Here is a 12,492-nt window from a genome sequence, read left to right on the forward strand (position 1 = left end):
GCCGAGCCACTCCAGAAGGTGGCGGATGTCGTCGAGGATGATGTCGTGGTCGTCCTGGTTGATGCTCATTCGCTCGTTCCCTTCAGCTCGGCCCGCATCTTCGCGAGCGCTCGTTCCTTGGTGCTCTCGTCCGCCCGCTCCCCGGTGTACGGCTCCGTGACCTCGACCTCGACCAGGTGGATCCCGGCGTCGCTCAGCCTGCGCACGGTGGTCTCGGCCTGCTCCTCAGATGCGCCTTGCTCGCGGAGGATGGCGAGGGCCTTGTCTCGGGCGGCGCGGGAGGTCGTGGTGGTCATCGGTGCTCCCATGCCGCGTCCATGGCGGCCTTCACGTCGCGGCCGGTCGTCCCTGTGCTCGTCGCAGACCGCTCGGCGGCAGCCAGAACGGAGCGCTGGCGAGCAATCTTGGCCTCCGCCTCGGCCACCTGTGCCCGCAGGCGCTCGTTCTCGGCGCGCATCTGCCCGCTCAGCGCCTGCCACTCCCTGCCCTGCGCGTCGATGGTCGCAGCCCACTCGGCGGCGGTCTGAGGGTCCACGTAGCCAGCGGCGAGGACCACGCGGGCGGCGTTCATGCAGTCGTCCCACTCGCCGCGGTGGTAGGCGCCGAGGATGACCTGGGCCAGCGCCTCGACGGCCTCGGGTGTCAGCTCGGGGGTGGTCACGACTTCCTCCTTGTCGTCCGCTCGCGAGACCCCCACGCCATGAGTTCGTCGTGGTAGCGCTCGGGCGTCATCTCGGGGTTGGTGTGCTCCAGGCGCCGGGTGGCGGTGCCGTCGGTGATGTCGAACTCGTCGCGAGGCTCGTTGGCGGCGCTGACGGCCGTGACGTCCTGCCAGTGGTTGACCTCGACGCCATGGAGGCGCTCGGCGATCTCCTCGTGGCTGTTGCCTGTAATGGTCAGCGTGTACCGGTACTTCGCTACCGGCGGCTCGGTGGTGGTCATGCGCCCTGCTCCTCGGCTCGGCGCCCGACGATTCCCACACCGCAGTCCAGGCAGACGCGGGGGTTGCGGTCGAGCACGGCGGTCGCGTCGGGGTTCGGGCGGGTGCGCTCGTGGGAGCACTGACGGATGCGCTCGGACAGCTCCATCCATCCCTCGCGGTTGTGCTTGTCGCACAGCGTCGGGCGCAGGTACGGGTACGCCGTGACGAGGCGGATGCACCAGCGGCGCTTGCAGAAGCGCTGGCGAGGGATGATCCGGCTCAGCCGCCACACCTCGTACTTGAGGTTCTCCCATGCAGTCCACTCGGTGTCGCTCATGCCGTCTCTCCTTCGTTCATGGGCTTGAGGTGGTTCTTGAGTTCGACGACGACCTCGTGGGCCTCGTCCTTGCTGGCTTTGGGCACCGAGCCCATCTGCTCGAACTCGTGGTCGCCCTCCCATCGCATCCGGCAGTCGGCCTCCGGGTAGCCACAGACGCCACAGGTGTGGCCGCGGACGTACGGCTTGTGGACCTCGACCGGGTCGGCGAGCTTCTCGCGCCAGCACTCCGAGGACGGGATGGCGATCTGGGCGGGTGTGTTCGCGGTGCGGTCCTGGCTGAGTCGCAGGGCCGCCATGAGCACGTCGGTCGCGTCGAGGTGGGCGACCTTGGCGAACGTGGCTCGGATGCCTGCTGCCTGCCAGCGGGGTGCGCCGTACGGGCGAGCCTTGGCGATGACGCCGGCGAGCACCGAGACCTCTTCGGCGGTGAGTTCACGCAGTGTGGGCATCGTCGTCTCCCTCGCATCGCATCGTCAGCACGTCGGCTAGGTGCGCCGAGGGGTCGTCAGCAGGGGCGCGCCCGCGCGTAAGTGAGGACGAATGCGATGCTGGATCTACATCGGGTTCGGGTACGGGTACGGGAGGATTCGCCCCCGATTCGGGTGCCCCCTCGGGTACCTGATCGGGTACCCGACACCATGGGCAGTCGGGTTCGGTGATACCGCGACGCACATGCCACTTCTGATGGTTGCCCTTGACGCCGCCCGCCGACTCGGCCTCGCGCTTGGCCTCGGTGGCTGCGGCGGACGGGTTGTAGCGGCCCCAGTCGTGGAACAGCCACCCGCCATCGACGCGGCGCCACAACCCGGCCGCAACGAGTCGGGAGGCCATGGCCTTGGTGCCCCAGCGCGACAGCACGCGCTCGGGCACGAATCCGTCCGTGCAGTTGTCCGACGCCCATGAGCCAGCCAGGACCCACAGGCCCATCGCGGGAGTGCCAGCGTCGTGCGCCTTGTCGTGGTCGTGGAGCTTGTCGTCCACTTTGAACCAGACCATCAGAAACCACCCACCTGGGTGGTGACCGGTCGCGCTTCGGGCATGCGAAGATAGGGCATAGGTCGACTCCTTTGCAGTCGGTCAGGCCCTGGGACTGCTGGCGGTGTTGTCGCACCGTCACCCGGGGCCGTTTCACTTGTGCCCCAAGTGTACCTCTCCGGGTACCCCAAATGTGCGCCTGAAGTGCGGTTATGCACGAGTGTTCGGTGCACCTCAGCCCGCCTTCCGTTGTTCGACCAGGAGCTCGCGTCGCTGCTCGGCGGTGAGGCCACCGCGGACGTAGTAGGCCCGCGAAGGCATCTCCGTAGCGAGCGCGTCCGCCAGGCACTGCTCACGCACGGGGCAGGTTGCACACACGGCCAGTGCCTCGGCCGTGTCGGTACTGGTGCCGCTGAAGAAGATGTTGATCTCGATCCGTGCGAGCGCAGCACAGGCCGCGCGACGGTGCCACGCCGGAGTGATCATGCAGCTGCCCTCCCTTGCTGGCGCGCCTTGGAGGCCGCGACGCTCTCGGCCTGGGACCGCCTGCGGCACTCGTCGCTGCACATGCGCGCGTGCGAGGAGCCGGGCTCGAACGGCTTACTGCAGTACTGGCAGCGCCGGGTCCTGGACATCTTGCGGCGCTCGCGGTCGGACTTGCCGCCCCAGAGACCGAAGCGCTCGTCGTTGTCGAGGGCATACTGCAGGCACTCCTCACGCACCGGGCATGCGGCGCAGATCTTCTTGGCTGCGGCGACACTGCCGCCCTTCTTGGGGAAGAACGCCTCTGGATCTGTCTGCGCGCACAGGGCGTCACGGACGAACGGCGGGATGAGGTCGGTGATGCTGGGCAGGTCTCTCATGGCGCACCGTCCAGCAGCCCGAGCATGCCGAGCGCCACGAGCGCATCGGCGGGCGAGGCTGCCTTCTCGACGACAGTCAGGCGCGCGCGGTGGCGTTCGTCCTCGGTGGTCACCGGGATGTGGCCGACGTCCTGCTTGCCGAAGGTGCCTCGGTCTCGGTTGTTCGTCGTCATTGGTCCCTCCTGTTGTCTCCGAAGATGGCCATGACCGCGGCGTAGAGGATGCCCACGACGAGCAGGCCGGTCACGAGCATCGCCACGAACTCGGGGAGTTGGGTGTTCATGCGGCCACCGCCTCGAGGTAGTCGAGAATCTGTGCGCCCAGGAACTCGGTGTAGGGCGGCGGGATAGACTCACTGACCTCGTCGCGGCCCTTGATCCACGGGACGCACATCAGCTCGCGCACCTCTGCGATCGGCACGTGCTTGCGCATTCCGCCGGCCGACTTGCGACGGTCCTCGCCCGAGTGCCCGAAGACACTGACCGTGTCGCCCTCGGGGCACAGGCAGCCGGGGGACATCAGCGGCATGTTCGTCTCGAACAGCCGGTGCCGCTTGATGTGGCGCAGGCCCATCGCCCAGCCGCAGATCAGCACGGCATCGATGAGCGGCGCCGTCGGCACGTTCTCGATGACGTAGGGGCCGCCCCAAGATCGCAGTGCGTCTCGTGTGGCCGCGACAAGGTCCGGGTGGTCGTCGGCGTTGCCATGGGCGTTCGCGGCCACGCTGTAGTGCTGGCATGGGGGCGAGGTGTGGACGATGTCGAACGAGCTCAGGAACCCGTGGTCGGCGAGCACGTCCATGGCGTCGGACTCGATGAACTCGAACGGGTAGTCGAGCCGCGGCGTCAGGTCGACTCCGACGACATCGAACCCCGCGTCGTAGTAGCCCATGGAGCATCCGCCGGCGCAGCAGAAGAGGTCCAGCAGCTTCGGTCGGCTCATCCCTCGCCCCCCGCCCGACGAGCAGCCGCCCGCAACATCGCCTCGTCCTGCCCCCACGCCTCGCAGCGGTTGCTCGCCCCGGTGTCGCACCCGTGGGGCATCCCGGCCCCGTGTGCGCGGATGCGCTCGGCGATGTGGTCGGCCTCGCGGGTGAGCGCGGCGGAGACGTGCTCGCGGACGATGGACTCGACGACAGGCGCGAGGTGATCTACCTGCTGCCACCACCACGCGTCGTTGTGCTCCGCGAGGCACTCCTCGATCGCGCCCCGGTCGTCATCGGTCAGCAGCCGGTTATGGGCGTCGGAATGCATATCTTTGGCAGTCACGGGCGCTCCTCGTCAGCGTGGGGCGTGGCCTCGGCGCAGCGGTGCTTGATGGTCTCGCCCAGCGCGTTCGGCCATGCCCGGCCGCGCTCACTAGAACCACCGAGGACGTCCAGGACGCTCGTCAGCGTCTCGCCGCACCCTTCGCAGTCGAACTCGACCGTGATGTGTCGCGCCCTTGCCACCTCGGCCAGCACCTCCCGGCGCACGGCCTCGTCACGGGCGGCCAGGTCGTCAGCGGAGGCCAGATGGAGTGAGGTGAAGGCGACGGGCCCCGGGTCGTAGACGCCAGAGATGCTGGTGGGGTACTTACGCATGTTCAGGAAGATCAGCCCCGTGTGGGAGTCACGGAAGGCGTCCGGCTCGCGGTCGGTAATGGCGGGCATCGGCTCAGTCATCGGACTCACCGCCGCTCGCGCCCTCAGTCAGCGCCTGCCGCGCGGCGTCGTACTCCTCGTAGGTGGCCTGCGCCGAACGCTCGACACTGCGCAGGGTGGAGGTCTTCTCGCGGAAGGCCAGTTGCGCCGCGTGCCGTTCGCTCTGGAGCGCGTGTAGGTTGCGCATGGCGTTGATGACGGACTCGGCCTTCTCCAGGGCGTCCCGGAGGCGGGCGACCTCGGCCATCAGGTCCCCGCGCTCAGTCGCGAGGTCGTCGCGGGCGGAGTCCAGCCGCTCCGCCTCGGACGCCTCGACCCACTCGACGCCCTCGAAGTGCAGCGTCTTCTTGCCCTGCGCGGTGTCGGTCCACCACTCAGGTGCGGCCTCGGGGGCGCGTCCGGCGTACAGCGCGTGGATGGCCTTGGCGACCCTCTGCTTGGTAGCAAGGCCCTTGAAGCCGGAGCGGTCGAGCACGTCGAAGATCTCCGCCACGCTCGGCGTACCCGCAGGGCGAGCGACTGAGTCCACGAACCACGTGCCGTCCTTGGCCTCGTGGTCTCCCTCGTGGCCCTTCGGCCGGGCGCACGCGAACGTCTCGCCATCCAACTTCGGAACCGGGCCGACCGTGGCGCCGCACGCCCCGGCAGAGACGACCGCCAGGCCAGCGTCGATGATGTTCCGGGCGATCTCGTAGGACGCAGCGTTGGGCGTACCGTCGATGGTGCGCAGCCAGCCGCGCTGGCCGTCGCCGTAGATGACCTTCGCCAGCACCTCCTTCGCCTCCGGGGCGTGCTCGACGCTGGGGATGAGGCGCAGGTGCGGGGTGTGCTTGACGACCTCGCGGGCGAGGGACAGCGCCTCGTCGTTGCTTATGGTGAGCGCCTGGGCGTGAAGTGCATCCTTGTCGTGGTCGATTGGGTCGATGGCGAAGTGCCAGCGGCCGGAGGTGCCCAGTTGGGACACCTTCATCTCGCTCGGGTGGGCTGCCACTTCGGCGTCATCGAATGTCAGGTCGGTCATGACTGGTCCTTCGGGGTGTCGGTGTCCATGGCGGCGACCTCGGCCTCGATCGCCTTCTTGCGCTCGGGGTCGGCGGTGGCCCACTCGGCGCGGAGTTGGTCACGGCGGCTCAGCTCGGGCAGCGGCTCCACGACGAACGTCTCGCGCTTGCCACGGCTGGTCTGCACCATCAAGCTGACGCGGTCGTCGATGTGGCTCATGGCGGAGATACGGATCCCGCCTACGGTCTGCCCGCCGAACTTGATCGACGGCTCGCGGTAGAGGGTCAGTCGTCGGCCTGCGTAGGTGCTCGCTTCAGGACCCCAAGCAGCGACGATGACGCGGCGCATGGTCTTGCTCGGCCGGTACGCGCGGTCGGTCTCGACGAGCATGAAGTCGAACGGGGACTCAGCGCGGCCGTTGATGACCTCGCGCACGGTGTAGGTGATGGGGCCGGCGATGAGGTCGTCTGCGTTGACTTGGTCGCTTCGGGGCTGGATGCTCTCGGTGAGGTCCATCAGGATGCCTCCTGCTTCTGTGCGATGCGGTCCCGATAGGCACGCTTGGCGGCAGTGCGGCACGTACGGCAGTTGCGCCGTCCGTCCGGGGTCACGTAGGTGTTGGTTTCGTCGAGCGGGTGGCCGTTGATGCAGGCCACCTTTCGAGCGTTGTGGTCGCGTCCCCGGGCGACCTTCTGACGCATGTTCTCGGTGTGCGTACCCAGGCTGAGGTGGTCAGGGTTGACGCACGATGGGTTGTCGCAGGAGTGCAGTACGTGCGCCCCGCTTGGTATCGGCCCGAAGGTCAGTTCGTAGGCGGCGCGATGGGCCTTGATGAGCTTGCCGTTCCAGCCGAACGACCCGTAGCCCTTCTCGTCCCGGTAGGCCGACCAGATCCAGCAGGTCTCGGTCTTTGCGACCTTGGACCAGAAGCGCTCCATCTAGATCACCATCTCCAGCTCGACGACACGCTCCGTCTTGGGGAGGCCGGAGACGGCGTCGAAGTACCGGCTGGCCATGTCTTCGGATGCCTGCTCGAACGTGGTGACCGCGGCGATGATGGCGTCGAACCAGCGCTGGTCCGGGTAGACCCTTTGGACCCAGAGGGGCATGCCTCCGCAGTAACTCACGTAGTCGATCCACTTCCGCCCGGAGACCAGCAGGCCGGCCATCAGCTGGGGCATGTTCTCCGCTGGCACCTTGTTCGACAGGACGGTCTGAAGGTGCTTCTTCGCTCGCCTGCTCTTGATCTCGATCAGGCCGTTGTCGCCCACGAGGCCGTCCGGGCTGAATCCGAGCTTCCATCCCCGCTCCTCGCGGACCATCAGCCCGACCGTGGTCACAGGCACGTTCTCGCTCTTGCTGTACGCATCCCGAGCTCGCGGCTCGTCCTCGATGCCCCTGAACATGTCGTCGCTCGTGAAGGTCGGGTCGGTCCAGCCCGTCACCCTCTCCGCAGTCAGCAACCGAGTCAGCCCTTGCGAGGTCTGGTCGTTGGCGACCTCGATGATCGGCGGCACCTCGCGCGCCTTCGCAGCAGCCAGTGCCGTCCGAGCCGCGTGGATGGTCGAGATGGGCGTCCCCTCCTTGCCTTTGGCCTTGCTCACGCACGGGCCATTGGCAGGGGCGCCACAGTCGGTGCACTCGTAGGCGTCGGCGCCGGGTGCTCGGACGCTCAGCAGCTGGCCGATGACCGAGGCGGTGACGAGCCCACGGCGCTGGTTGAACCAATCCTCGGAGCCTTGCTCGAGGTCGGGCAGTACATGCAGGGTCATGGGAGTCTCCTGTTGCCGTCGCAGGTACCGCAGACGGCGTTGATGGTCTGGCCGTTCGGTCGCCGGCCGATGACGAAGTAGCCCTGGCTGTTCGGGCAGTCTGGGCACGGAGCACCGGAGTGCTCGAGCTTGTTGTGGCAGTCGGTGCACGTCGGCTCAGGGCAGGAGCACATGAGGTCCGGCATTGGGATGGACTCGTGGCAGGCGGGGCACTCACTCATCGCGAATCACCCATCCAGGACGCGCATCCCCACACGGCTCAGCTCGCTCACCCGACGGCTCCCCACTCGGCACCCCGGACGTGTCGCCCGAGGTGACCCAGCCGAGGACCAGGGCCACGACGAGCACGACAGCGACGAGGGTCATCGCGGCGGCTTGGAGGGCGGTGCGGCTCATCGCTGCACCTCCGAGGCGCAGTAGCCGCAGTCGCCCGTCTTCGGGTTGCCGTGGTCGCAGACGGAGCCTCGTGTCCGAGGGTCGATGAGGTTCGCCCGGCGGCGCAGCCAGTCGGCCGCGCCGCCGTTGTGCTGGCCCTTGCGGTTGAGGTAGAGGCTGTCCGCCGCCTCACGCAGCGCATCGGCCTTGACTTCTTCCTGCGTGCTCATCGGATCCACCCCAAGATCGCATCGTGGTTGAGCGCCCCGACGACCGCCCCGACGACGAGCCCGAGCCCGAAGATGCCGTCGATGAGCACCGTCAGCCCGACACGGCGCAGCGAGGCACGGCGTTCGGCGCGTCGCTGCTCCTTGCGCTCGGCTCGCTGCTCGGCGTTGGCGGGTCCGAGGCGGTCGACGTCGGAGCCGAGAGGGTCAATGGTCACGATTAGGTCGTTCATGACTCCTCCGTCTCTCGCCATGGGCAGGTCGGGTAGGTGGCGGCGTAATACCCGTCGAAGTCGCAGAACGGACACACGTCGTCGTTGGAGTGCGAACACGCGCGGGAGTCGGTGTGCCAACGCGGGATGTACTCGGCACCCATCAGGCACCCCACGTCACGGCGTCGAGGACGTCAGCAGCGATGCCGACGCCAGCCAGTTCGGGGCGCTCGGTGACCTGCTTATGTGCGGCCGGGAGCCAGTGGCGAGCGACGATGGACACGAAGATGGTGGCCCCGCCGTCGCTTCCGAGGGACGACACTGCGGCCCGGGCGCGGGTGTTCGCTGAGCCCTTTCTCATGACCGCCCCCACCCGATGAGCGCGCCCGAGTTGCGCAGCTGTGCCTTCTTGGCCTTGATCTCGTCCATGCGCACTTCGGCGTTCATGACCTCGACGGCGAGACGGGCGTACTCCGTGTCGAGCGCCTCGTCCTGCAGGGTGAGGCGGGCGGACTCGTGCTGGGCGTCATGGCGGCTCATGACCGCCGCCCCTCGACCTTGACCGTCAAGACATGGGTCCCGTTGGCGTAGGTCTGAGTGTTGGTGACCACGCAGGTCCCGGCGGTGACGATGACGTAGTCGTTCTCAATCGTCATCACCTCCCGGTCGTCGGTCTCGGTGTCATGGACAGTGACCCTGATGCTCATCGCGAACCTCCTGGGACGCGTGCGGAGTTGCGGACGGTGTGGACGGGCCGCGTGAACGGCTTGGGCGACGGGAGGCGCGGCGGGGGCGGGGGGTTCATGACGCGTCCTCCCGGTGCCACGGGCTCTCGCCGCTGGCCTCTGCCCAGTGCGGACCGTCGTGGCCCTTGCGCTGGTCACAGGTCTGGTTGGACCACGGGCTGGGCGAACCACACGACTCGCTCGCGTCTTCGTCGCCCAGGTCCACACGCGCCTGGTCGACCGTGCGGATGGGGTGCAGCGCCTCGGACTCACGCAGCCACGCGGCCACCGAGTCGGCCACGGCGCGCATGTGGGCGGTCAGGGGGATGGGCTTGGGGTCGGTCATCGCGAGCCCCCGATGCCCATCTCGCGCTCCATGGCTGCGACCTGACGGGCCGGGTCGTCGGCCTCGCGACGGGCGCAGCGGGGGCAGTGCTCCCAGCAGCGGCCGCAGTCGGTTACGGCGGCGTCGCTGGCAGAGCGGCTACAGTCGCGACACCGCCCCCGGTCGACTCCGAGCAGTTGCAGCGAGCGGCCGTGGCGGACGTGCATGAAGTGCGGACGCCAGCCGTCGTGCCACTGGAGGCCGAGCGCGACCAGGCCAATGACGGAGAACAGCGAGCCGAAGAAGACCAGTCCCGCGAGCGTCTCGGCGGTCATCGCGAGCCCTCCTCGTCGTGCAGCAGGTCGAAGATCTCGACGTCGAGCCGCTGGGCAGCGACCGCAGCCGAGACGGCGATCTGCTGCTCACGGAGACGCGCCCAGAACTCCTCGACGCTCATGTCGTGGAGGGCAGCCATGGTGTCGTCGCCGGGCTGCTCACGGTCGGCGTGGTGGTAGTAGACCTGCGCGTCGGTCCAGTCCAGCTTCTCTCCGGGCTCGCGCTTCGGGAGCGGACCGAGCACCTCGCGCGGGCCGTAGACGACGCCCGCCTCGACGTCCATGTCGGGCAGGTCGTCGTATGCCTCGGCGCTGGCCTGCTCGTGCAGCATGGCGTTCAGCGGGACCACCTTCGGCAGGTTGCGCTTGGCCCTGCCGCCGAACCAGCCGAGGACGACTGTCAGGGCGATCGCCAGGCCGAACCAGAAGGCGGCGGTCCAGAAGTAGCCCCAGCCGCTCATGACCCGCTCCGATCGTCGATGCGGTACTCGTCGTTGGCGTCGTCCCACTCGATGTTCAGCACGACGTCAGCGCCGATGTGGTGGATCTCCATCACGCCGCCGAAGCCGCCGATCTCGACGCCGGTCTCGTTGCGGATCTTGGACAGGGCGTCGAGCGCGTTCGAGATCTGCTTCAGCTGGTAGGCACTGAGGTTCATCGGTGCGCTCATGACGCACCGCCAGCGATGAACTCGGAGTCGGGGACGCGCCGCGACAGGTGGCCCAAGCCTCCGAGCGGAAGCAGGGCGGGGCAGTGGTTTCCCTCGGGCCACTCCACGTTCCACGGGTGGTAGGTGTTCTCGCCAGGCACGTGCACCAGGTCCTGGCCGCACGCTCGGCAGGTTCCCGCCACAGCAGGGTCGATCTCGCTCATGACTTCTCCTTCAGGTGTCCGTCGAGCACGGCGTCGAGCTGCTCGGCGTGCCATTGGCTTCCGTGGCGGCGGAACTCGTCCGCCTTGGCGATGACTGCGGCGACGAGCGACTCGTAGGCGTCGCTCTTGGCGGCGAGGTGGGCCTGCAGGTCGGTGACCATGGCCTTGGCGTTGGCGCGGTAGGACTCGTCGCCGTTGATGGCCTCGAAGGTCATGACTCGACCTCGATTCCGACCGTGACGTCGGTCGAGAGGGTCAGGTGCTTGACGTACTCGATGGGCACGTGGAGGCCGACGTAGACGTGGGTTCCCTCGTACTTGGCCCGCTGCGCCTCGGTGTAGTCGGAGAAGTCGATCGACAGCGTCGACACTCGGGCCGTGACGATCTCCCGAGTCGGCTGGATGTCACCCTCCTTCTCGCCCGGCTTGGCTGGACGCGAGTAGCCAGTGAGGCAGTCGGTGCAGCCACAGCCCGGCGGGTCAATGCGGCGGAGTTCCTCGGCCATCACCGCACCGCCTCTCGACGCGCGACGTGCTCGGCGTTGTGCGCGAGGTGCCGCTCTGCCCGGTCGACCTCGTCAGCCGGGTGGTCGTAGGGGTGCGCGAGGATGAAGGCGGCCTCGGCGTCTTCGGCCTGGGTGAGGGCTCGGGGGCTCATGACTGGGCCTCCGCCTTGTGCTCAGGGCAGTAGTCGGCGGTCTCGGTGCTGATCCAGCCGGGGGCGCGCACGGTGGCGGTGATGATGGTCGTGGTGCTGTCAGGGCCGAACGTCGTGACCGACGAGACTCCCCCCTCGTAGTCATCCACTTCCCACTCGCCGCACTCGCCGTCTTCGGCGTCGCACATCACGACAGGGCGTCGGAACCTCATCACGCCACCTCGTTCGGGGCGTAGGTTGAGGTCTCGGCGAGCGCCTTGGTCCAGGCGTCGCGGCCCTCGGGGGACTGCGACAAGATCTCGGCGAGGCGGCCGGTGAACTCGTTGGTGAAGTTCGAGACCCGGGCGGCCCAGTCGTTCACGGAGTCGTTGCCGAACGGGACCTTCTCGGCTCGGGTGGAGCGGAGGGCCTCGAGCATCTCGGCGGCGTGGTCGATCTGGAACTCGTTCATCGCGCACCTGCCTTCGGGAGGAAGCGGCCCCGGGAGTCACGCGCGGGGGGCTTGCTGCCACCGCCCCAGCTGGTGTCGCCGGCGGAGACGAACTCGCGCAGGACGCTGGCGTAGATGGGCGGGTGAGCGTCGGTGATGGGCTCGGGTGCGCCTCGGAGTGGGATGGTGCTGGTGCTCTCGAACATGAGAGACTCCTTCTTGTAGGTGGGTCGACGTCGTCTTGTCGGGTGGCGTCGGCCCGCTGCTTTTCTGAAGTTGGTGGCCCCAGCTGGCCCCGGGCTTCCCTTCCCGTGACCAGCCGGGGGGCTAGGTCCCGAGCCCCGGGGAAGTGGGCTCGGGAGGTCTGCTCCGACCGTCCTGCCCCCTCGCGGGACGGGCGGAAGTCGTGGTGCCGAGCCACCTGTAGGTGCGGGTGGGCTTGCCGGCGTTCCGCTGCTCGAGGTCGTTGGACTCGTTCCAGCCTTCGGTGCGGATGAGGCCCTGGAGGCAGGCACGGCGGTAGTAGGCGCCGATGCGCGCCGGCCGGACTCGCTCGCGGAGCTGGGCGCGCACGTCGTTCTGGTCGATGACGCCTGTCTCCTTCGCTGCCTCGCGGAGGATGTGGAGGAACCAGTCCCACTCGTCGGCCCAGACCGGGAGCGCCTGGTTCTTCTCGGCCAGGATGGTGAGGAGGTCGGCGGTGGTGTCATCCACGGCGGACCAGGTCGGGGAGGTGGTCATGACGCCTGCCCAAGGTGCACTTCGAGGTGCTCAGTAGCGCGGTCGTAGTACTTGGACAACTGAGTCTTGGCGTCCT

33 protein-coding genes and 1 pseudogene are annotated in these 12,492 nt (G+C 68.2%); all 34 read right to left on the bottom strand.

The annotated features are described in order from the left end of the window. Window positions 1-65: 65 nt before the first annotated feature. Complete coding sequence (locus ACIRON_RS02865) at window positions 66-296, bottom strand: hypothetical protein (protein WP_402988690.1); 231 nt, start codon at window positions 294-296, stop codon at window positions 66-68. Further along, a complete protein-coding gene (locus tag ACIRON_RS02870; RefSeq protein WP_402988693.1) occupies window positions 293-661 on the bottom strand; it encodes a hypothetical protein in 369 nt (122 codons plus the stop codon). The genes ACIRON_RS02865 and ACIRON_RS02870 overlap by 4 nt, the downstream gene beginning before the upstream one ends. Next, window positions 658-942, bottom strand: coding sequence for a hypothetical protein (locus ACIRON_RS02875; RefSeq protein ID WP_402988696.1), 285 nt, complete (start codon window positions 940-942; stop codon window positions 658-660). Before ACIRON_RS02875 ends, ACIRON_RS02870 begins: the two co-directional genes overlap by 4 nt. After that, window positions 939-1,259: a hypothetical protein gene (locus ACIRON_RS02880; protein ID WP_402988697.1), complete on the bottom strand. Its 321-nt coding sequence runs from the start codon at window positions 1,257-1,259 to the stop codon at window positions 939-941. The genes ACIRON_RS02875 and ACIRON_RS02880 overlap by 4 nt, the downstream gene beginning before the upstream one ends. Further along, complete coding sequence (locus ACIRON_RS02885) at window positions 1,256-1,711, bottom strand: hypothetical protein (protein WP_402988700.1); 456 nt, start codon at window positions 1,709-1,711, stop codon at window positions 1,256-1,258. Before ACIRON_RS02885 ends, ACIRON_RS02880 begins: the two co-directional genes overlap by 4 nt. Next, window positions 1,695-2,258 carry a hypothetical protein gene (locus tag ACIRON_RS02890; RefSeq protein ID WP_402988702.1) on the bottom strand — a complete coding sequence of 188 codons (564 nt, stop codon included), beginning with the start codon at window positions 2,256-2,258 and terminating at the stop codon, window positions 1,695-1,697. The genes ACIRON_RS02885 and ACIRON_RS02890 overlap by 17 nt, the downstream gene beginning before the upstream one ends. A 213-nt stretch (window positions 2,259-2,471) precedes the next feature. Next, window positions 2,472-2,723, bottom strand: a complete 252-nt coding sequence (locus ACIRON_RS02895) for a WhiB family transcriptional regulator (protein ID WP_402988705.1) — start codon at window positions 2,721-2,723, stop codon at window positions 2,472-2,474. A 140-nt stretch (window positions 2,724-2,863) separates the two neighbouring features. Beyond that, window positions 2,864-3,100: pseudogene (locus ACIRON_RS02900) on the bottom strand (WhiB family transcriptional regulator); the annotation flags it as partial. After that, entirely contained in the window at window positions 3,097-3,273 is a 177-nt protein-coding gene (locus tag ACIRON_RS02905) for a hypothetical protein (protein ID WP_402988707.1), read from the bottom strand. The gene ACIRON_RS02905 and the pseudogene ACIRON_RS02900, both read right to left, overlap by 4 nt. Window positions 3,274-3,379: 106 nt before the next feature. Beyond that, complete coding sequence (locus ACIRON_RS02910) at window positions 3,380-4,042, bottom strand: DNA cytosine methyltransferase (RefSeq protein WP_402988710.1); 663 nt, start codon at window positions 4,040-4,042, stop codon at window positions 3,380-3,382. Continuing rightward, window positions 4,039-4,368 (bottom strand): hypothetical protein, encoded by a 330-nt coding sequence (locus ACIRON_RS02915; RefSeq protein WP_402988713.1) that lies wholly within the window; start codon window positions 4,366-4,368, stop codon window positions 4,039-4,041. The genes ACIRON_RS02910 and ACIRON_RS02915 overlap by 4 nt, the downstream gene beginning before the upstream one ends. Continuing rightward, window positions 4,365-4,763, bottom strand: coding sequence for a hypothetical protein (locus ACIRON_RS02920; protein WP_402988715.1), 399 nt, complete (start codon window positions 4,761-4,763; stop codon window positions 4,365-4,367). Before ACIRON_RS02920 ends, ACIRON_RS02915 begins: the two co-directional genes overlap by 4 nt. Further along, complete coding sequence (locus ACIRON_RS02925; protein WP_402988717.1) at window positions 4,756-5,763, bottom strand: hypothetical protein; 1,008 nt, start codon at window positions 5,761-5,763, stop codon at window positions 4,756-4,758. The genes ACIRON_RS02920 and ACIRON_RS02925 overlap by 8 nt, the downstream gene beginning before the upstream one ends. Beyond that, window positions 5,760-6,260 carry a hypothetical protein gene (locus ACIRON_RS02930; RefSeq protein ID WP_402988719.1) on the bottom strand — a complete coding sequence of 167 codons (501 nt, stop codon included), beginning with the start codon at window positions 6,258-6,260 and terminating at the stop codon, window positions 5,760-5,762. The genes ACIRON_RS02925 and ACIRON_RS02930 overlap by 4 nt, the downstream gene beginning before the upstream one ends. Further along, complete coding sequence (locus ACIRON_RS02935) at window positions 6,260-6,682, bottom strand: HNH endonuclease signature motif containing protein (RefSeq protein ID WP_402988720.1); 423 nt, start codon at window positions 6,680-6,682, stop codon at window positions 6,260-6,262. The genes ACIRON_RS02930 and ACIRON_RS02935 overlap by 1 nt, the downstream gene beginning before the upstream one ends. After that, complete coding sequence (locus ACIRON_RS02940) at window positions 6,683-7,516, bottom strand: lambda exonuclease family protein (protein ID WP_402988722.1); 834 nt, start codon at window positions 7,514-7,516, stop codon at window positions 6,683-6,685. It lies immediately after the preceding gene. 213 nt (window positions 7,517-7,729) lie between these two features. Next, entirely contained in the window at window positions 7,730-7,912 is a 183-nt protein-coding gene (locus ACIRON_RS02945) for a hypothetical protein (protein WP_402988724.1), read from the bottom strand. Beyond that, entirely contained in the window at window positions 7,909-8,121 is a 213-nt protein-coding gene (locus ACIRON_RS02950; protein ID WP_402988726.1) for a hypothetical protein, read from the bottom strand. Before ACIRON_RS02950 ends, ACIRON_RS02945 begins: the two co-directional genes overlap by 4 nt. Then, window positions 8,118-8,336, bottom strand: a complete 219-nt coding sequence (locus ACIRON_RS02955; RefSeq protein ID WP_402988728.1) for a hypothetical protein — start codon at window positions 8,334-8,336, stop codon at window positions 8,118-8,120. The genes ACIRON_RS02950 and ACIRON_RS02955 overlap by 4 nt, the downstream gene beginning before the upstream one ends. Window positions 8,337-8,493: 157 nt before the next feature. Further along, a complete protein-coding gene (locus ACIRON_RS02960; RefSeq protein WP_402988730.1) occupies window positions 8,494-8,691 on the bottom strand; it encodes a hypothetical protein in 198 nt (65 codons plus the stop codon). Further along, on the bottom strand, window positions 8,688-8,870 hold the full coding sequence (locus ACIRON_RS02965) for a hypothetical protein (protein WP_402988732.1): 183 nt from the start codon (window positions 8,868-8,870) through the stop codon (window positions 8,688-8,690). Before ACIRON_RS02965 ends, ACIRON_RS02960 begins: the two co-directional genes overlap by 4 nt. Then, a complete protein-coding gene (locus tag ACIRON_RS02970) occupies window positions 8,867-9,037 on the bottom strand; it encodes a hypothetical protein (protein WP_402988734.1) in 171 nt (56 codons plus the stop codon). Before ACIRON_RS02970 ends, ACIRON_RS02965 begins: the two co-directional genes overlap by 4 nt. A gap of 94 nt (window positions 9,038-9,131) precedes the next feature. Continuing rightward, window positions 9,132-9,401 (bottom strand): hypothetical protein, encoded by a 270-nt coding sequence (locus ACIRON_RS02975; RefSeq protein WP_402988736.1) that lies wholly within the window; start codon window positions 9,399-9,401, stop codon window positions 9,132-9,134. After that, complete coding sequence (locus ACIRON_RS02980) at window positions 9,398-9,715, bottom strand: hypothetical protein (RefSeq protein ID WP_402988739.1); 318 nt, start codon at window positions 9,713-9,715, stop codon at window positions 9,398-9,400. The genes ACIRON_RS02975 and ACIRON_RS02980 overlap by 4 nt, the downstream gene beginning before the upstream one ends. Next, window positions 9,712-10,176 (bottom strand): hypothetical protein, encoded by a 465-nt coding sequence (locus ACIRON_RS02985; RefSeq protein ID WP_402988741.1) that lies wholly within the window; start codon window positions 10,174-10,176, stop codon window positions 9,712-9,714. Before ACIRON_RS02985 ends, ACIRON_RS02980 begins: the two co-directional genes overlap by 4 nt. After that, complete coding sequence (locus ACIRON_RS02990; protein WP_402988743.1) at window positions 10,173-10,385, bottom strand: hypothetical protein; 213 nt, start codon at window positions 10,383-10,385, stop codon at window positions 10,173-10,175. Before ACIRON_RS02990 ends, ACIRON_RS02985 begins: the two co-directional genes overlap by 4 nt. Then, a complete protein-coding gene (locus ACIRON_RS02995; RefSeq protein ID WP_402988745.1) occupies window positions 10,382-10,588 on the bottom strand; it encodes a hypothetical protein in 207 nt (68 codons plus the stop codon). The genes ACIRON_RS02990 and ACIRON_RS02995 overlap by 4 nt, the downstream gene beginning before the upstream one ends. Further along, window positions 10,585-10,803 (bottom strand): hypothetical protein, encoded by a 219-nt coding sequence (locus ACIRON_RS03000; protein ID WP_402988747.1) that lies wholly within the window; start codon window positions 10,801-10,803, stop codon window positions 10,585-10,587. Before ACIRON_RS03000 ends, ACIRON_RS02995 begins: the two co-directional genes overlap by 4 nt. Next, the gene (locus tag ACIRON_RS03005) at window positions 10,800-11,093 is read right to left on the bottom strand and encodes a hypothetical protein (RefSeq protein ID WP_402988750.1); all 294 of its coding nucleotides are present in this window, start codon (window positions 11,091-11,093) and stop codon (window positions 10,800-10,802) included. The genes ACIRON_RS03000 and ACIRON_RS03005 overlap by 4 nt, the downstream gene beginning before the upstream one ends. Beyond that, entirely contained in the window at window positions 11,093-11,245 is a 153-nt protein-coding gene (locus tag ACIRON_RS03010; RefSeq protein WP_402988752.1) for a hypothetical protein, read from the bottom strand. The genes ACIRON_RS03005 and ACIRON_RS03010 overlap by 1 nt, the downstream gene beginning before the upstream one ends. Then, the gene (locus ACIRON_RS03015) at window positions 11,242-11,457 is read right to left on the bottom strand and encodes a hypothetical protein (RefSeq protein ID WP_402988755.1); all 216 of its coding nucleotides are present in this window, start codon (window positions 11,455-11,457) and stop codon (window positions 11,242-11,244) included. Before ACIRON_RS03015 ends, ACIRON_RS03010 begins: the two co-directional genes overlap by 4 nt. Beyond that, window positions 11,457-11,696, bottom strand: a complete 240-nt coding sequence (locus ACIRON_RS03020; RefSeq protein ID WP_402988757.1) for a hypothetical protein — start codon at window positions 11,694-11,696, stop codon at window positions 11,457-11,459. Before ACIRON_RS03020 ends, ACIRON_RS03015 begins: the two co-directional genes overlap by 1 nt. Beyond that, window positions 11,693-11,881 (bottom strand): hypothetical protein, encoded by a 189-nt coding sequence (locus tag ACIRON_RS03025; protein WP_402988760.1) that lies wholly within the window; start codon window positions 11,879-11,881, stop codon window positions 11,693-11,695. The genes ACIRON_RS03020 and ACIRON_RS03025 overlap by 4 nt, the downstream gene beginning before the upstream one ends. Window positions 11,882-12,002: 121 nt before the next feature. After that, window positions 12,003-12,416: a hypothetical protein gene (locus ACIRON_RS03030; RefSeq protein ID WP_402988763.1), complete on the bottom strand. Its 414-nt coding sequence runs from the start codon at window positions 12,414-12,416 to the stop codon at window positions 12,003-12,005. Between the last annotated feature and the right edge of the window lie 76 nt (window positions 12,417-12,492).

It is taken from the genome of Nocardioides sp. NPDC101246, from assembly GCF_044767415.1.
Taxonomy (GTDB): domain Bacteria; phylum Actinomycetota; class Actinomycetes; order Propionibacteriales; family Nocardioidaceae; genus Nocardioides.

Coding starts and splice junctions, on each gene's coding strand:
- ACIRON_RS02865 (WP_402988690.1), bottom strand. CDS start 296: ATGACCACCACGACCTCCCGCGCCGCCCGAGACAAGGCCCTCGCCATC.
- ACIRON_RS02875 (WP_402988696.1), bottom strand. CDS start 942: ATGACCACCACCGAGCCGCCGGTAGCGAAGTACCGGTACACGCTGACC.
- ACIRON_RS02880 (WP_402988697.1), bottom strand. CDS start 1,259: ATGAGCGACACCGAGTGGACTGCATGGGAGAACCTCAAGTACGAGGTG.
- ACIRON_RS02885 (WP_402988700.1), bottom strand. CDS start 1,711: ATGCCCACACTGCGTGAACTCACCGCCGAAGAGGTCTCGGTGCTCGCC.
- ACIRON_RS02890 (WP_402988702.1), bottom strand. CDS start 2,258: ATGGTCTGGTTCAAAGTGGACGACAAGCTCCACGACCACGACAAGGCG.
- ACIRON_RS02895 (WP_402988705.1), bottom strand. CDS start 2,723: ATGATCACTCCGGCGTGGCACCGTCGCGCGGCCTGTGCTGCGCTCGCA.
- ACIRON_RS02905 (WP_402988707.1), bottom strand. CDS start 3,273: ATGACGACGAACAACCGAGACCGAGGCACCTTCGGCAAGCAGGACGTC.
- ACIRON_RS02910 (WP_402988710.1), bottom strand. CDS start 4,042: ATGAGCCGACCGAAGCTGCTGGACCTCTTCTGCTGCGCCGGCGGATGC.
- ACIRON_RS02920 (WP_402988715.1), bottom strand. CDS start 4,763: ATGACTGAGCCGATGCCCGCCATTACCGACCGCGAGCCGGACGCCTTC.
- ACIRON_RS02925 (WP_402988717.1), bottom strand. CDS start 5,763: ATGACCGACCTGACATTCGATGACGCCGAAGTGGCAGCCCACCCGAGC.
- ACIRON_RS02930 (WP_402988719.1), bottom strand. CDS start 6,260: ATGGACCTCACCGAGAGCATCCAGCCCCGAAGCGACCAAGTCAACGCA.
- ACIRON_RS02935 (WP_402988720.1), bottom strand. CDS start 6,682: ATGGAGCGCTTCTGGTCCAAGGTCGCAAAGACCGAGACCTGCTGGATC.
- ACIRON_RS02940 (WP_402988722.1), bottom strand. CDS start 7,516: ATGACCCTGCATGTACTGCCCGACCTCGAGCAAGGCTCCGAGGATTGG.
- ACIRON_RS02945 (WP_402988724.1), bottom strand. CDS start 7,912: ATGAGCCGCACCGCCCTCCAAGCCGCCGCGATGACCCTCGTCGCTGTC.
- ACIRON_RS02950 (WP_402988726.1), bottom strand. CDS start 8,121: ATGAGCACGCAGGAAGAAGTCAAGGCCGATGCGCTGCGTGAGGCGGCG.
- ACIRON_RS02960 (WP_402988730.1), bottom strand. CDS start 8,691: ATGAGAAAGGGCTCAGCGAACACCCGCGCCCGGGCCGCAGTGTCGTCC.
- ACIRON_RS02965 (WP_402988732.1), bottom strand. CDS start 8,870: ATGAGCCGCCATGACGCCCAGCACGAGTCCGCCCGCCTCACCCTGCAG.
- ACIRON_RS02970 (WP_402988734.1), bottom strand. CDS start 9,037: ATGAGCATCAGGGTCACTGTCCATGACACCGAGACCGACGACCGGGAG.
- ACIRON_RS02975 (WP_402988736.1), bottom strand. CDS start 9,401: ATGACCGACCCCAAGCCCATCCCCCTGACCGCCCACATGCGCGCCGTG.
- ACIRON_RS02980 (WP_402988739.1), bottom strand. CDS start 9,715: ATGACCGCCGAGACGCTCGCGGGACTGGTCTTCTTCGGCTCGCTGTTC.
- ACIRON_RS02985 (WP_402988741.1), bottom strand. CDS start 10,176: ATGAGCGGCTGGGGCTACTTCTGGACCGCCGCCTTCTGGTTCGGCCTG.
- ACIRON_RS02990 (WP_402988743.1), bottom strand. CDS start 10,385: ATGAGCGCACCGATGAACCTCAGTGCCTACCAGCTGAAGCAGATCTCG.
- ACIRON_RS02995 (WP_402988745.1), bottom strand. CDS start 10,588: ATGAGCGAGATCGACCCTGCTGTGGCGGGAACCTGCCGAGCGTGCGGC.
- ACIRON_RS03000 (WP_402988747.1), bottom strand. CDS start 10,803: ATGACCTTCGAGGCCATCAACGGCGACGAGTCCTACCGCGCCAACGCC.
- ACIRON_RS03005 (WP_402988750.1), bottom strand. CDS start 11,093: ATGGCCGAGGAACTCCGCCGCATTGACCCGCCGGGCTGTGGCTGCACC.
- ACIRON_RS03010 (WP_402988752.1), bottom strand. CDS start 11,245: ATGAGCCCCCGAGCCCTCACCCAGGCCGAAGACGCCGAGGCCGCCTTC.
- ACIRON_RS03015 (WP_402988755.1), bottom strand. CDS start 11,457: ATGAGGTTCCGACGCCCTGTCGTGATGTGCGACGCCGAAGACGGCGAG.
- ACIRON_RS03020 (WP_402988757.1), bottom strand. CDS start 11,696: ATGAACGAGTTCCAGATCGACCACGCCGCCGAGATGCTCGAGGCCCTC.
- ACIRON_RS03025 (WP_402988760.1), bottom strand. CDS start 11,881: ATGTTCGAGAGCACCAGCACCATCCCACTCCGAGGCGCACCCGAGCCC.
- ACIRON_RS03030 (WP_402988763.1), bottom strand. CDS start 12,416: ATGACCACCTCCCCGACCTGGTCCGCCGTGGATGACACCACCGCCGAC.